The sequence below is a fragment of the Companilactobacillus hulinensis genome, assembly GCF_003946555.1.
Taxonomy (GTDB): domain Bacteria; phylum Bacillota; class Bacilli; order Lactobacillales; family Lactobacillaceae; genus Companilactobacillus; species Companilactobacillus hulinensis.
On record NZ_RHOO01000001.1, the window covers coordinates 107,629 to 122,427 of the forward strand.

At 36.4% G+C, this 14,799-nt stretch carries 14 protein-coding genes; 10 read left to right on the top strand and 4 right to left on the bottom strand.

The window, feature by feature from the left end:
* Positions 1-45 precede the first annotated feature (45 nt).
* Positions 46-912, top strand: a complete 867-nt coding sequence (locus EKM66_RS00490; RefSeq protein WP_125760562.1) for a competence protein CoiA — start codon at positions 46-48, stop codon at positions 910-912.
* Between the two features lies 1 nt (position 913).
* Here the strand turns inward: EKM66_RS00490 and EKM66_RS00495 are convergent, their stop codons facing one another.
* Positions 914-1,564, bottom strand: coding sequence for a DsbA family protein (locus tag EKM66_RS00495; RefSeq protein ID WP_125760564.1), 651 nt, complete (start codon positions 1,562-1,564; stop codon positions 914-916).
* A gap of 158 nt (positions 1,565-1,722) precedes the next feature.
* Here EKM66_RS00495 and EKM66_RS00500 point away from each other — a divergent pair, with 158 nt between their 5' ends.
* Genes EKM66_RS00500 through mgtE form a run of 4 tightly spaced genes read left to right on the top strand, consistent with a single transcriptional unit; the run spans position 1,723 to position 5,459 of the window.
* Positions 1,723-2,379 (top strand): GTP pyrophosphokinase, encoded by a 657-nt coding sequence (locus EKM66_RS00500; RefSeq protein WP_125760566.1) that lies wholly within the window; start codon positions 1,723-1,725, stop codon positions 2,377-2,379.
* A complete protein-coding gene (locus EKM66_RS00505; RefSeq protein WP_125760568.1) occupies positions 2,376-3,185 on the top strand; it encodes an NAD kinase in 810 nt (269 codons plus the stop codon). The genes EKM66_RS00500 and EKM66_RS00505 overlap by 4 nt, the downstream gene beginning before the upstream one ends.
* Positions 3,175-4,080 (top strand): RluA family pseudouridine synthase, encoded by a 906-nt coding sequence (locus tag EKM66_RS00510; protein ID WP_125760570.1) that lies wholly within the window; start codon positions 3,175-3,177, stop codon positions 4,078-4,080. The genes EKM66_RS00505 and EKM66_RS00510 overlap by 11 nt, the downstream gene beginning before the upstream one ends.
* A 5-nt stretch (positions 4,081-4,085) precedes the next feature.
* On the top strand, positions 4,086-5,459 hold the full coding sequence (mgtE, locus tag EKM66_RS00515) for a magnesium transporter (RefSeq protein ID WP_125760572.1): 1,374 nt from the start codon (positions 4,086-4,088) through the stop codon (positions 5,457-5,459).
* Positions 5,460-5,882: 423 nt separating this feature from the next.
* Here the strand turns inward: mgtE and EKM66_RS00520 are convergent, their stop codons facing one another.
* The 3 genes from EKM66_RS00520 to EKM66_RS00530 form a co-directional block, all read right to left on the bottom strand.
* On the bottom strand, positions 5,883-6,521 hold the full coding sequence (locus tag EKM66_RS00520) for a copper homeostasis protein CutC (RefSeq protein ID WP_125760838.1): 639 nt from the start codon (positions 6,519-6,521) through the stop codon (positions 5,883-5,885).
* Positions 6,522-6,611: 90 nt separating this feature from the next.
* Positions 6,612-7,454 carry an undecaprenyl-diphosphate phosphatase gene (locus EKM66_RS00525; protein WP_125760574.1) on the bottom strand — a complete coding sequence of 281 codons (843 nt, stop codon included), beginning with the start codon at positions 7,452-7,454 and terminating at the stop codon, positions 6,612-6,614.
* A gap of 26 nt (positions 7,455-7,480) precedes the next feature.
* Positions 7,481-8,500 (bottom strand): lactonase family protein, encoded by a 1,020-nt coding sequence (locus EKM66_RS00530; protein WP_125760576.1) that lies wholly within the window; start codon positions 8,498-8,500, stop codon positions 7,481-7,483.
* Between the two features lie 81 nt (positions 8,501-8,581).
* Between EKM66_RS00530 and EKM66_RS00535 the strand changes: the two genes are divergently transcribed.
* The 5 genes from EKM66_RS00535 to yfmF all read left to right on the top strand — a co-directional run bounded on the left by EKM66_RS00535 (position 8,582) and on the right by yfmF (position 14,784).
* Complete coding sequence (locus EKM66_RS00535; protein WP_125760578.1) at positions 8,582-9,790, top strand: AI-2E family transporter; 1,209 nt, start codon at positions 8,582-8,584, stop codon at positions 9,788-9,790.
* Between the two features lie 195 nt (positions 9,791-9,985).
* Positions 9,986-10,495: a tRNA (uridine(34)/cytosine(34)/5-carboxymethylaminomethyluridine(34)-2'-O)-methyltransferase TrmL gene (gene trmL / locus EKM66_RS00540; protein WP_125760580.1), complete on the top strand. Its 510-nt coding sequence runs from the start codon at positions 9,986-9,988 to the stop codon at positions 10,493-10,495.
* Positions 10,496-10,517: 22 nt separating this feature from the next.
* Positions 10,518-10,964 carry a DUF1149 family protein gene (locus EKM66_RS00545; RefSeq protein WP_125760582.1) on the top strand — a complete coding sequence of 149 codons (447 nt, stop codon included), beginning with the start codon at positions 10,518-10,520 and terminating at the stop codon, positions 10,962-10,964.
* A gap of 113 nt (positions 10,965-11,077) precedes the next feature.
* Positions 11,078-13,510 (top strand): DNA translocase FtsK, encoded by a 2,433-nt coding sequence (locus EKM66_RS00550; protein WP_125760584.1) that lies wholly within the window; start codon positions 11,078-11,080, stop codon positions 13,508-13,510.
* Positions 13,507-14,784 carry an EF-P 5-aminopentanol modification-associated protein YfmF gene (gene yfmF, locus EKM66_RS00555; RefSeq protein WP_125760586.1) on the top strand — a complete coding sequence of 426 codons (1,278 nt, stop codon included), beginning with the start codon at positions 13,507-13,509 and terminating at the stop codon, positions 14,782-14,784. Before EKM66_RS00550 ends, yfmF begins: the two co-directional genes overlap by 4 nt.
* Positions 14,785-14,799 lie beyond the last annotated feature (15 nt).

Below are 14,799 nucleotides of genomic sequence, written 5' to 3' on the forward strand. Positions count from 1 at the left end.
TTTTTGCTTTTGTAAATACGTAATTTATCTACAGAGGTGATAAATATGTATGCTGCTCTTAATCAAAATAAAAAATTAATTAATGCCATCGAAAGCAACTTTGAAGATAAATACTTCTGTGTGAAATGTAGTCGACCAGTGATACTGATTCAAAATGACAATAGTGCCTTCTTTCGCCATGAGAATGTCTGTAATAATGAAGAGAATGAACGTGATATTCACAAGAAAGGTAAAGAATTAATTGTTGATGCATTGAAGATTCTTGGATATCAAGATGTGGTCTTGGAACATTACTTGAAAACAATCAAGCAAAGGCCTGATATTATGATTAATCAGAAAACAGTAATAGAATATCAGTGTGCGAAAATAAATGCGGACAAGTTAATGGGTCGAGTTGATAGCTATCATGCTCTGGGAATTCCTAATATTTGGATATTAGGCGGTGAATATTTATCTGTACAATTGTACAAGGCTCATATGAAATTCATTTCCTATCACAAAAATTGGGGATTTTATTTGATTATGCTTGATTCAGAGCAGGAACAGATCAATTTGTTTTATGGCATCAAGTTATTTGGTCCGTTCAACAAGATTCAATACAAGAAGAAGACTTTTTTGATTGAGAACATACATGAACTATTTAAATTTGAGGCAGAGTTATCTTCTGACTCTAAAAATAAAATTAATCAATATCAGTTGGATAAAATCAGAAAGTTAAAGAGTAAGAAAGTGGATAGTCTCAAAATGAGATTCTTCAATCAACACGATGAGACTGTCGAAGATTTTTTGAAAGATAAGAAGTTTGGGGCAATCAAGCCGATTTATCAGAATCATCAGTGGAAAATTATGTGCGGTGAAAATAAAGAATATTTGAAACAACCGTTTTTGGGCACAAAAAAAGAAGATAATTAGATTATCTTCTAAATTGATCAATACTGATTACAGTATTGTTATTGATGTAAGCCGGTTTTGTTTCCGGCATTGTGGATTCTAACATTGCTGTTAGGTTTTGGTTAATAATTTCTTCCGATGTTTTACTACCAAAGTCGTTGATCATGAGGCCAGGTTTTTCAGGATTTTCATTGTCGAAGATAACGATTGTTGGAGCTTTTTCGATATGCATTTCCTTTGAAAGTTGTTTGTCTCGTTTGATTCCCAAGTCAACACAGGCACTATTCTTTTCACTCATTATGGATTTATAGTCCAAGCCACTGTTAACAATAGCTGTTTTAACTGTTTCATCATTGAAAGGATTATCAAGCACGTTGATTTGTTCTTGAAGGTTCATCAAGAAGTTACGAGCTTTTTTATTTCCTTGGCATGATGCTGCTTTGTAGAGGCGAGCTGCTTCTTCCACTTCGCGTGTGGCTTTGGCACGTTGTTCTAAATCACATAATTTGTAGCCTTGTAATTGAATGTAGTCATTAATTGTTTCCATGTTGTAATTAGTAACAAAATGATATTGTGTTTCAATTTCATGTTTTCTTGTGAAGTCAATGATTGATTGTTCGACCTTTAGGCAATAAGAACATACGGGATTAATATAAATGAAAACTTCCCACATTTTGATTTCCTCCATCTCTCTAGCATAGTTATTCTAACAGCAATAATATAAAAGGTAAAATTATTAACTCTGGAAGCTAAAATTCTTGTAATTCGTACATTTTAGTGAAACTTTACTGGAATTAAGATATATTTAATAAGGAAGTAAGTGGGGTAATCATGACAGAAATCAAATGGAACGAATTTTTGATACCTTATTCACAGGCAGTGGACGAGTTAAAGATAAAATTCAGAGACCTTCGTAAGGAATTTTTAGAAAAAAACGAACACTCACCAATTGAATTTGTGACCGGTCGTGTTAAAACAGTTGATAGTATTAAGGAAAAGATGCAACGACGATACATATCTGAGGATCTTCTGGAACAAGATATGCAAGATATTGCTGGTATCAGGATTCAATGTCAGTTCGTTGAAGATATCTATGATGTTGCCAGATTATTGCACATCCGAGAAGATATGCGTGTGATCGAGGAACGTGACTATATCGCTAACAGCAAGTCTAGTGGATATAGATCATATCACGTTGTGATCGAATATCCAATTCAAACGGCTAAGGGACAGAAGAATATTTTAGCTGAGATTCAAATTAGAACTTTAGCAATGAATTTTTGGTCAACAATTGAACACTCACTTAATTACAAGTACAAAGGTGACTTCCCAGAAGAAATCAATGAACGTCTGAAGCGTGCTGCAGAAGCGTCATTTATGTTGGATGAGGAAATGTCCAAAATTAGAGAAGAGATTCAGGATGCACAGCAATACTTTACTGATCGTAAGCGGGATGTAAATAATTCGACGGAGCATAAAGACAAATGAAATTTTGGATAAATAACAACAACAAAGAACAATCAATAGCAGCTGCTGACAAGTTAAGACAGGCATTACTTGATAGTGGTATGGAACAAAACCGTCGTAGTCCTTCATTGGTCATTAGTGTTGGTGGCGATGGAACACTTTTGAGCACATTTCATGCTTATGCTGCACATTTAGACACTGTGAAGTTTCTTGCTTTGCATACAGGGCATTTAGGCTTCTATTCTGATTGGACTGATCAAGAAATCGACGAGTTAGTCGACTGTATTATCAAGTGTCAGGAGAAGATTCCTTCGACCAGTTATCCACTATTAGATATTCAAGTTGAACGTGAAGAAGGCGAGACTTTTCACGGAATCGCTATTAATGAGACTGTTGTACGTCGTTTGTCTGCTTTGACAATGAAAACTAAAGTTGATCTCGATGGAGAATTCTTTGAGAATTTCCGTGGAGATGGACTTTGTTTCTCAACACCAACTGGTTCAACAGCTTACTCTAAGGCTATCGGTGGAGCGTTGATACATCCTAAAATCAGTGTTTTCCAAATGGTTGAAATTGCATCCATCAATAACCGTGTTTATAGAACAATTTCTTCACCAATTATTATTCCACATAATCAGCAAGTTGATCTCTATCCACATCGTGCTGATGATTATGTTATTACGTGTGATGGAATCTCAACTAAGTTGAAAAATGTTAAGAAGATTTCTATTAAGCTTAATTATCAAAGAGCGCAATTTGCTCAATACCGCCACCGTCATTTCTGGACTAGGGTAGAGACTGCCTTTTTAGGACAAGATGACGAATAACCGTTATTTAAAATTCACGATACAGGATACAGACAAGAAGATTATTCGTAAGTTTTTAGTGCATAAGAAGTTTTCTTCAAGTCAACTGCATAATTTGAAGAACAAAGGCGGTCAAATTTTTGTAAACCATAAACAACGTCATTTCGACTTCAGAATGAAAACTGGCGATACCTTATTGATAGTTCTGAGTGAAGAGGAACCGTCGGATATCATTGAGCCGATGAAGGGTGAAGTTGATGTTATTTATGAGGATGAGTATTTATTAGTTGTGAATAAGCCACCCGGATTAGCTAGTTTACCTGCTAAGGCGAGAACTAGTAAGACGATGGCGAATATTGTTAAATATTATTTAGAACAGAAACATGAAAATAGCACGATTCACTTGGTAACTAGACTGGATCGTGATACTTCAGGATTAATGGTTTTTGCCAAGAATTCATACACGCACTCATTATTAGATCAAATACTACATTCTGAGGGATTTCAGAAGTTCTATTCGGCACTTATTTATGGACATATGGAACCATCTGAAGGGATGATCGATTTACCAATTGGGATTGATCCCGATGCCTTTTATTTGCGAGCAATTGATTGGCAAACGGGAAAGAATTCTAAGACAATGTATGAAACGGTAGAGAGTTATAAAGATGCAAGTTTACTAAAATTGAAACTATTAACCGGTCGGACGCACCAAATCCGTGTACATCTCTCAGCCATGGGGCATCCAATCATTGGCGACGAGATGTATAGTCACAAAAAGGACACACGAATAAGTCGACAGGCGTTACATTGTTATGAGTTAAATATTATCCATCCTGTAACGAATAAGTTGTTAAAATTAAAGGCACCAATTCCTCAAGATATGGTATTGTTAAGGGGTGCGATAAAGGGGTGAGAATAATGGATGAAAATGAAAAAAGGCTGCAAGAAAAGTTTGCACAATTAAAAAGTTATTTAGATAAGGGTGATAAGAAAAGGTTCCGAAAAACCTATCTAGATATGCATTTTTACGACCAGAGTACTTTCTACCTCACCTTAGATAAACCAGAAAGATTAAGTTTATATTCACTTTTGGAGCCCGACGAAATGGGTGATATGTTTGATACTATCGAAGATGATCTGCCAGAGATTCCTGAATATTTGAAAGAAATGGATCTAGAATTTGCGGCAGAAATGTTGAACGATATGTATGATGATAATGCGGCCGATGTACTGGAGCATTTGGACAAAGCTGACGTTGACCGTTTCTTAGGTCAGATGCCACGTTCGGATGCCAACAATCTACGTGGGTTGCTACATTATGACACGGAGACTGCCGGTGGTATTATGACTACCGACTATGTTCAATTCCATGAACAAGAGACTGCAGCAAATGCAATTAAAGATCTTCGTAAGTTTGCTGAGACAGCTGAAACTATCTACTACTTATATGTATTAGATAGTCACGATGACCTGGTAGGCGTAATGTCTCTGCGTGATTTAATTCTGTTGAATCCCGACGACAAGTTGGGTGAGCAGATGAATAGTGATGTTATCACCGTGAATGTTGATGCTGAACAGGCTGAAGTTGCTCAAGTTTTCAGAGATTATGAGTTCTTAGCTGTTCCGGTTGTTGATCATGCTAACCAAATGGTTGGTATTGTCACAGTCGATGATGTTATCGAAGTTATTGATGATGAATCATTGCAAGACTATTCAGGACTTGCCGGTGTTAGTGTTGATGAGACCGTTCAGGATAATCCATTGAAGGCGGCTTCCAAACGTTTACCTTGGTTGATAACTTTGTTGCTGCTCAGTATGATTACTGCGACTTTGATCAACCACTACGAGAGTTTGCTGGCAGAAGCGAGCATTCTAGCAGTTTTCATTTCTACCATTACAGGTACCGCTGGTAATGCTGGTACTCAGAGTTTGGCCGTTGCTGTAAGACGACTAGCTGTTGAAGAAATTGATCGAACAGAATTCTTCAAGTTGATTGGTAAGGAATTATTAACAGGATTCATTACTGGTGTTGTTACTGGAGTTTCAGTAATGCTATTAGTTGGGGTATGGAAACATAACTTCATTCTTGGTATGGTCATTGGCTTGGCAATGTGTGCCGCTATAACGGTAGCTAACCTTGCCGGAAGCTTAATACCAATGCTTATGTCAAGCTTTGGGTTTGATCCTGCCGTAGCGAGTGGACCGTTTATCTCAACACTTAGTGATTTGACCAGTGTATTGATTTACTTCAGTATCGCCGGATTATTTATGCAATCATTTACGAGTATGTGAATAATTAATGTTAAGAAGAGACTTCAGCAATTGCTGGAGTCTTTTTGTCTTTATTATGATGTTCAGATTTATTATCAAGTGATAAATGCATTTTGAAAGTTTAGTTATAATGTATTTATATGAATGCGATAATAATTCTATCAATAATGGTTTTGGATATAATTACTTGCGAGCGTAGCGACGTTATACAGTCAAAATGATTTTAGAATATTCATCGGTGGTAACCGATTTAAGCCGTTTTTGGAAATAGAAAAAGACTGTGACGTCCGTGTTTTCGGATTTCACAGTCTTTTGTTTTGTTCTTTTAAGCCGACTAAGGTTATGGCAGATGAAATATCCCATAACCTTAGTCTAGATTGGCGGTAGTGTATTTTCATTTTTAATTTGTTGCGAATGTTTCTACAAGATTAATTTAGAAGGCAACTAAGCCAAATCAATCAAACGTGTACCATGTAATTCTTTAACACCAAGGACTTCAGCTACATGATCACAATTTTCATAAGTAACACCGCCACCAGGAACAATAGTGATTCTGCCGTCAGCATAATCAACATACTTCTTCAAATTGTCTAATGTTTCTTCAATAGGAATGCTCAATGGGCCACCATGAGTAAGGATACGATCAACGTCATGGTCAACTAGCCAATCGATAGCAGCAAATTTCTTATCATCGGGAATATCATCAAATGCCATGTGGAAGACGATTTGCATTCCTGCACTTGCAGCAATCAATTGTTCAGCTGCTTCTTCGTCAATTTCACCTGATTCTGTTAATGTACCGAAGCAAACAGCATCCACGCCAAGTTTTTGTGCTTGGAATAGATCTGCTTCCATCATTTTGATTTCAACATCGTTATAAACGAAGTTTCCTCGGCGAGGTCGAATCATTTCAACCAATGGAATGTGTTTTTCTTGTAAATATTTTGTTGCTTCTTGCAAGACTCCAGTGCTTGGAGTGGTACCTCCGACTGCTAAGTTATCATTTAATTCAATTCTATTAGCTCCAGCCAATACGGCTTGGGGAATGTTAGTAAAGTTTTCTACACAGATTTCTTTAAAGATAAGAATCACTTCTTTCAGATTATTTAAGCACTTACATTGTACACAATCGAGCACAAAAAAAGAACGCCTTACGACGTTCTAATTGATTAATTATGCAATCATACCTTTGATAAATCCGAAGTATACAATCACAAGAGTAGCTAAGATAATTCTATACCAACCGAATGCCTTGAAGTCATTACTTCTAATGTAGTTCAATAAGAACTTGATTGAAGCATAGGCAACGATGAATGATACAAGTGTACCAACTATTAAGATGATGAATTGATCAGCTGTAAATGTATTTCCACCGGCGAAGTACTTACCGATCTTCAACAGACTAGCACCAAACATTGTTGGAATAGCCAAGAAGAATGAGAATTCTGTAGCGACGAATCTTGAAGTACCGATTGAGATACCACCTAAGATCGTTGCACCAGAACGTGAAGTACCAGGAACTAGTGACAATACTTGGAATAGTCCTATTTTTAAGGCTGTTCCATATGAAAGGTTATCTAGGTCAGTAACTTGTGGACGTTTACCCTTAAAGTAGTTTTCAACGATAATAAATAGAACACCATAAATTAACAATGTGGCCGCAATAACTTGCCAGCTTGTAAGATTCTTATCCATCCAGTCGTTTAATGGCAATCCAATTACGACTGAAGGAATGATAGCAACCAAAACTTTGAACCAAATATTCCAAGTTAAACGCTTTTCGTGATGGTTTTTCTTGGGTGAGAATGGATTCAGTTTGTGGAAGTAAATCAAGATAACCGCTAAGATCGCACCGAATTGAATAACAACCATGAACATGTGGATAAATGCTGATGGCTCATTTAATTTGACGAACTCATCGGCTAGATATAAGTGTCCGGTTGAACTGATTGGTAGGAACTCAGTGAAACCTTCGATTATACCAAGGATGATGGTCTTTATAATTTCAATGAACATTATTATTTTCTCCTATAATTTTGGAACTAAATAAAGTGTACACATACACACTCAGGAATGGAAATATTTTCTTCGAGAAGATTCAATGCACCTTTATTTGAACTACGTGAGAAAATGCTTACATTATCAGAATCTTGGTTGGCAACAACTAAATATTTTTCTGAAGGGTCAAGTTCAAAGTCTCGAGGACCGTTACCCATAGTCTTAGTTGTGTTGATTTTCTTTAGACGATCACCGTCTGGTGAGACAGAGAATGTAGCGATGGTATCAGCTCCACGAGTTGATACATAAAGAAATTTACCGTCTTTAGAAATACGGATTGCAGCGGTAGTATTCTTTTGTTCATCTTTGGCAGCATCCATTTCGTCTACTAGTGTTAGACGTGAATCTTCTTCGCTGTACTCCATAACGAGAACTTTTGAGGATAATTCACAGGCAACATATACATAAGGCTTAGTTGGATTGAATACCAAATGTCTAGGAGCATAACCTGATGGAGCAATATATTCGTTAACTTGTTTAGGATTCTTTGGATCATTGATGTCATAGATATAGATACGATCGGCACCGTAATCACAGATGATCAATTTTCCATCTGGTGTAAGTGCTGAATAGTGAGGCTTAGATTGGTCTTGTTCTGGACGAGGACCTGAACCTTCAAAATGTACTTCTGAACAGTGTTCGATTTTACCGTCAGCAGTTAAATGATCAATCTTAACTTTGCTTAAGTGGAAGTAGGCACTGAAAATCAAACTACGACTTGCATCAAATTTTACATATGATGGTGAAGTTTCTTCTGAGAAGTCTTCATCAAGTAATTCAGCTTTGTCACCGCTGATGTCATATGAAACAATTCCACCTTTGCCATCTTTCTTAGCAAGGGCAATCAGCTTCATATCATTTGTTACATCGATATAGGTTGGACCGTCTAGCTCAACTAATGTTTCTGGTGTAGATAGTTTACCAGTATCTGAATCAAGTTCAGCTTGGTAAACACCTTTGCCGTCTTTCTTCGTATAACCACTAAAGAGAACTTTTTCTAACATTACAATTTCCTCCAAACAATGTATAGTGTACATTATAATATTAGTGTTCAAATATTGATACACGTAAGGAGTACGTATGAGATGAAAGAAACATCTAAAAAGGAGAAGACATGGTTCTATAAGTGGTTTCTCAATAACCAAGTTACGGTTGTTTTATTAAATATTTTTGTAATTTTTCTAGTAATCTATTTGTTTTCAAAAATAAGCTTTGTTTTCAATCCAATTAATCAGATTTTGGGAATTACAATGCCTCCAGTTATTTTGGCGTTAGTTCTATATTATTTAATTAACCCACTGATCAATGTTTTGGAAGATAAATTCCACGTTAATCGAGTTATCTCTATCACATTTGTTTTCATAATTATTTTTGCATTGCTAGTGTGGGGAATTATGTCACTGATTCCTTTCATCCAGAACCAAATTGATTCTTTGGTTCAGAATTGGCCACAGTATTGGGATGCCTTGAATAAGAGTCTCCAAAATATGTTCAAAGATCCTAAGTTGCATGTTTTCCGTGAAAACTTAGTTAATTCAAACGCTAAAATAAGCAAGAATTTTGAACAAGCCGTTAATAAGATTTTGCCACAAACATTTAGTGGTATTAGTTCGGCTGTAAGTACGGTAACCAATATTGTTATTATTATTCTGACAGCACCGTTCATTTTGTTCTTCATGCTTAAGGATAAGAACAAGTTTAAAGAATCAGTCGTTTCATTTGTGCCTACAAGACTTAAGAAGTCGACTGATGAGATGCTCACAGAGATGAGTCAGTCACTTAGTTCTTATATAACTGGTCAATTGACGGTTGCGTTTTGGGTTGCCGTCATGTTCTTCGTTGGATATCTAATTATTGGTCAACGCTATGCGCTGGTTCTAGGAATTAGTGCTGGTATCTTAAATTTGATTCCATATGTTGGTTCGACGTTAGCATTGATACCATCTTTAATAATTGGTGCGTTTATTTCGCCATCAATGTTCATCAAAGTAATTATTGTGTTTGCGGTTGAACAGACGATTGAGACTCGTGTAATCTCACCAATTATTGTTGGTAACAAAATGCAGATGCACCCAGTGACAACTATTCTGGTATTATTAGTTTCAGCAGGGATGTTTGGATTGTTTGGGATGATTGCTGGTATTCCAGTGTTTGCTATTCTGAAAATCATTTGCACAAGAGTATTTAGATGGGTTAAGCGCAATTCTCATTGGTATGATGAGGAAGAGCTTGGATCCCCGGTAGACGATGACTCAGAAGAAGTTACAAATGATTCTGAAAAAATTCATCAATAATTCAAATATATATTGTAGGAATATAAATAAACATGTATAATATCTATAAACTTTGCGGTTACTTGTTTTTCTCAGAATAACTTTTTGACAAAAGCAAGTAAATGTAAAAGCTTAACTAACGCATGTCCTTGCTGTGGCGATCACCGAGGGTATGCGTTTTTTTGTTGAAAGAGCGAAAAGAAGGGAATATTTAAAATGACTAATCATATAGCTTTGTATCAACCACTTATGCCCGCCAATACAGGTAATATTGCCCGTACTTGTGCCGGAACAAATACCAAACTACACTTGATACGACCACTCGGATTCAGTACTGATGATGCACATATGAAACGTGCTGGACTCGATTACTGGGACAAGGTCGATATTACTTATCATGATAGTTTGGAAGACTTCGTTAATTCAGTTCCTGACGAGAATTATTTATACTTAATAACTAAGTTTTCAGACAAAGTGTATAGTGATGCTGATTTTTCTGACACATCAAAAGACCATTACTTCTTGTTCGGTAAGGAAACAACTGGTTTGCCAGAAGACTTTATGAGAGATAATCCTGAGAAATGTCTAAGAATTCCTATGAGTGATAACATTAGAGCATTGAACCTTTCTAACAGTTGTGCTTTAGTAATTTATGAGGCAGTTCGTCAACAGAATTTTGCTGGATTAGAGTTATCACATCATTATGAGCACGACAAATTAGATTAAGTTATATAAGGGGATAAGTATAATGAAAACAAATAAAGGTGAAGTTACAGTTCAATCATTCCACTACGACGTTGAATCACCCGCCGCTGATGTTAAGTCAGATTTGCAAATTTCAATTGAACATCCAGATTTAAAGAACGAAAAGGGTGATCCATTGGATGAATCAGAAGGTAAAATCTTTCAAGTTGTAATTCCTTTTGAGATTCATCCTGAGAAGGCTCCATTCAAAGTTTCCGGCTTGATTGGACAAGTTGTTCAATTAATTGGATTCCAGGGAAGTCCTGAAGATCTTGAACCTAAACAAGTTGAGAAGATTTCTCGTCCAGTTGTTGAATATATTGAAACATTGACATATCAAGTAACTGCCGTGGCTATCAATCGTGGTGTTTCATTGAATTTTACGGCTCACAGTAATGTTGAACCAAATGAAGCAATGAAAGATTTACAAAATAAGAAGAATAAAAAGTAATTGGACAGCCGTAAGGCTGTTTTTTTATTTGTTAAATATTACTTAGAAGTTTGTACTACCTAAGTTCTAAATGTATAATTTCCTATGATTAACAAGAATTATGTGAGGTTTATATGGCAAAGAGAAAGGCGAAGTCTACGCCTACTAAAAGAACTAGAAAAACTACTACAAAAAATAATAGTGACAGCAGATTATTCAGATCCATTTTTGGTCTATTGCTGATTGTACTATCAGTGCTAGGTTTATTTAAGTTTGGTATTATTGGGAACTTTTTTGACAATATCTATCGGATCTTTGTTGGTGATAGCTATCCGGTAATGCTGATAGTAAGTATCTTTGCTGGTGCCTTCTTAATAGCTACGGGCAGGTTCCCCGTTATGACGCCTAAAAGAAACTTCGGATTTCTATTCACTTATTTAGGAACACTGGTCATATTGCATATAATGATGTTCTCCAAAATAGAGCTATATCATAATTACAATATGGTGACATGGAATACATTATCCGCTGATATGGCGGACTTCACTGTTTACAAGTCAGTTGGTGGAGGGATGATTGGTTCGTATCTTTATAGTTTGTTCATGCCATTGTTTTCCACTTGGGGAACTTATTTTATAACGTTTTTGATGATACTGGTTGGTATCTTGATGCTGTTCAATGTCACAATGAAGCAAGTTGCAATCGTAACGACCAATATATTAGTTCATATTAAACATGGGGCAATTACTCTAAAAAATATTTTATCTGGACATTATAGTAATTATGTTGATTCACGTGAAACACGCAAGGCGAAGAAGGCTGAAACGGTGGCATCTGATATTAAGCCAGAATCTAAGCGCGTCGATCGAGATAATGAACGTTTTAAAGATGTTAACAGCTTTGCCAAGAGTAATAACGAAGATTCGGATTCAAGTAAAAATGATGATTCAGATTTTCAAATCGATATGCCGACGCAGTCACCTGATCCGGAGCCAACAGCTTCTCCATCTCAAAATACAGGTTCTGCACAGATCATGTCGAAACCATATGGTATTGATAATACTGATAAGAAGGACTTGCCAACACCTGTTAGTTCGAGAAGTGTGGACGATGATGATTACAAACTTCCATCATCAGATTTGTTAGAGCAGCCTAAACATGTCGACCAAAGTGGTGAAGTACAACTGATCGATGATAATAAGGATAAACTCAAGCAAACATTTAAGAGTTTTGGAGTTAACGTTGAAGTTAAAAAAGCGAGTCTAGGGCCCACTATTACCAAATATGAGGTTCAACCTGCGGTCGGAGTTAAGGTAAGTAAAATCGTTAATTTGGCGGATGATCTGGCGTTAGCATTAGCAGCAAAGGATATTCGTATTGAAGCCCCAATTCCTGGTAAATCCTTTGTAGGTATTGAAGTACCTAATAAAACAATATCGACAGTCTCATTCAGAGATATTACTGAAAATCAGAAGGATAAGACGCATCCGTTGATCGTTCCACTAGGTAAGGATGTTTCGGGTAACATTATTGAAGTTAACATTACCAAGATGCCTCACTTGTTGATTGCCGGTTCAACTGGTAGTGGTAAATCCGTTGCCATAAATACAATAATTACTGGTATCCTAATGAAAGCTAAACCTAGTGAAGTAAAATTGATTTTGATCGATCCGAAGATGGTTGAATTGAATGTTTATAATGGTATTCCTCACTTGCTGATACCAGTTGTTACCGATGCAAGGCGTGCAGCTGGTGCATTACAAAAGGCTGTTACAGAAATGGAACGTCGTTACAAACTATTCGCAGAAACCAACCATCGTAACATTGGTGAGTACAATGCAGATGTCGATAAATTCAATGAAACAGCTGATGATGACAAGAAAATGGAAAGATTACCATTTATTGTTGTTATCGTTGATGAATTATCAGACTTGATGATGGTTGCTGGACATGAAGTTGAAGCGGCTATTGTACGTTTGGCGCAGATGGCTCGTGCGGCTGGGTTGCACATCATTATCGCTACTCAGCGTCCATCAGTTGATGTTATTACTGGTTTGATCAAAGCCAATATTCCTTCTAGAATGGCATTCGCTGTTTCTAGTGGTGTTGACTCCAGAACTATACTTGACTCTGTTGGTGCTGAAAAATTACTTGGACGTGGTGATATGTTATTCCAGCCAATTGGCAAGAGTAAACCAGTCAGACTTCAAGGTGCTTATATCTCCGAAAATGAAGTTGAAAATGTTGTTAAGTTCGTCAGTGAGCAGCAGCAAGCTGAATATGATGAAGACATGATTCCAACAGACATTGAAGATAATAATTCTAAGGATGACAAGCCTAATGATGAGTACTGGGATGATGCTGTCCAAATGATAGTTCAACAGCAATCTGCAAGTGTATCTATGTTGCAGAGAAGATTCCAGATCGGATACAATCGAGCAGCTAGAATGGTCGATGAAATGGAAGAGAAGGGTATTGTTGGGCCATCTGAAGGTAGTAAGCCTCGGAAGGTACTATTAACACAAGAACAATTAGATTCAATTAAGAAAAAACAGGTGGAAAATTGAGAAAGTCAATCGCAAATAATGTGGCATTAAATATTAAGCCAATTAAAAAGTTTCGTACAATCAAAATTCAAATTGATTTTTTAAGACCTTTATCTAAGGAAGAAACAACAACTCGTCGCTTGTTAGCTAATGTATTGTCCAATTCGACAAAGCATTATCCTACTTTTAAAGCGTTAAATGATCGTGAAATGGAATTATATGGATCAGAAATAAGCGTATATACACGTAACTTGCTGAATTTCAATGATTTGGCATTCAGTGTTGAATTCGCTGATCCTAAGTTCTTATTGCATGATCCTAATCAATTAGCGGAAAACTTGAATCTTTTGGGAGAAATAGTTTTGCAACCAAACCTCAAAAATGATTCAGAATTTGATGACACTGCTTTTGATACTGAAAAGAGAAACTTGATGTCAAATCTGGCATCAGTGGGCGATAATCAGGATTTGGTCAGCATATTAGGGTTAACTAGTTTGTTGTATCGAGATAATCCTGATCGTCAGATTCCTATTTTTGGAAGTATCGAACAGCTTAAACAATTGAACAATACTGATTTGTATAAGCATTATCAAGATGTAATAAAAAGCGATGCAGTAGTGGTCAACGTTGTTGGAGATGTTGATGAAGACGAATTTACCAAGGTGTTTATGGACAGTATGTTTGCTCAAGTACTAAAGAACAATCGTCAAAATCTGTCGATCGAGTTTGAAAATTTCGATAAGTTATTGGAATCACCAGCATCAAAAGAGGATCACAAACATTTAAACCAAAGTCGTTTGGCAATGGCATATTTGACTAAGAAATTAGATACTTCATATAGTCGATTGGCTCCGCAAGCAATGAATTTGATTCTTGGTGGGGATGACCAATCACAGTTGTTCTTGCAAGTACGTGAGAAGAATAGCTTGGCATATTCAGTTTCTAGTTCATATCAACCAATTAGTCATTTGGTAACGATTCAGGCGGGATTAGATGCTAAGACTATTGAGCAGGCAACTGATTTGATCAGTAAGCAAATTGACTTCATTAAGAATGACAAGTTTACTGATGATCAAATAGTTCATGCGCAAAAGGTCCTTGATACTCGCCGTGAGATATCATCTGATTCAATCCAGCATTATATTATGCGCAGTATTTGGGAGACGGTTTATTCCAAGTCACTGTTAACAGATGATCAGTTCAAAGTAGAGTTAGATAAGATGGATCGTAAGCAAATTGTTGCTGTTGCTCAGAATATGAGTGAGATTGCACAGTATAGACTAATTGGAGATTAATGATTGGAGAACAGA

Coding starts and splice junctions, on each gene's coding strand:
- EKM66_RS00490 (WP_125760562.1), top strand. CDS start 46: ATGTATGCTGCTCTTAATCAAAATAAAAAATTAATTAATGCCATCGAA.
- EKM66_RS00495 (WP_125760564.1), bottom strand. CDS start 1,564: ATGTGGGAAGTTTTCATTTATATTAATCCCGTATGTTCTTATTGCCTA.
- EKM66_RS00500 (WP_125760566.1), top strand. CDS start 1,723: ATGACAGAAATCAAATGGAACGAATTTTTGATACCTTATTCACAGGCA.
- EKM66_RS00505 (WP_125760568.1), top strand. CDS start 2,376: ATGAAATTTTGGATAAATAACAACAACAAAGAACAATCAATAGCAGCT.
- EKM66_RS00510 (WP_125760570.1), top strand. CDS start 3,175: ATGACGAATAACCGTTATTTAAAATTCACGATACAGGATACAGACAAG.
- mgtE (WP_125760572.1), top strand. CDS start 4,086: ATGGATGAAAATGAAAAAAGGCTGCAAGAAAAGTTTGCACAATTAAAA.
- EKM66_RS00525 (WP_125760574.1), bottom strand. CDS start 7,454: ATGTTCATTGAAATTATAAAGACCATCATCCTTGGTATAATCGAAGGT.
- EKM66_RS00530 (WP_125760576.1), bottom strand. CDS start 8,500: ATGTTAGAAAAAGTTCTCTTTAGTGGTTATACGAAGAAAGACGGCAAA.
- EKM66_RS00535 (WP_125760578.1), top strand. CDS start 8,582: ATGAAAGAAACATCTAAAAAGGAGAAGACATGGTTCTATAAGTGGTTT.
- trmL (WP_125760580.1), top strand. CDS start 9,986: ATGACTAATCATATAGCTTTGTATCAACCACTTATGCCCGCCAATACA.
- EKM66_RS00545 (WP_125760582.1), top strand. CDS start 10,518: ATGAAAACAAATAAAGGTGAAGTTACAGTTCAATCATTCCACTACGAC.
- EKM66_RS00550 (WP_125760584.1), top strand. CDS start 11,078: ATGGCAAAGAGAAAGGCGAAGTCTACGCCTACTAAAAGAACTAGAAAA.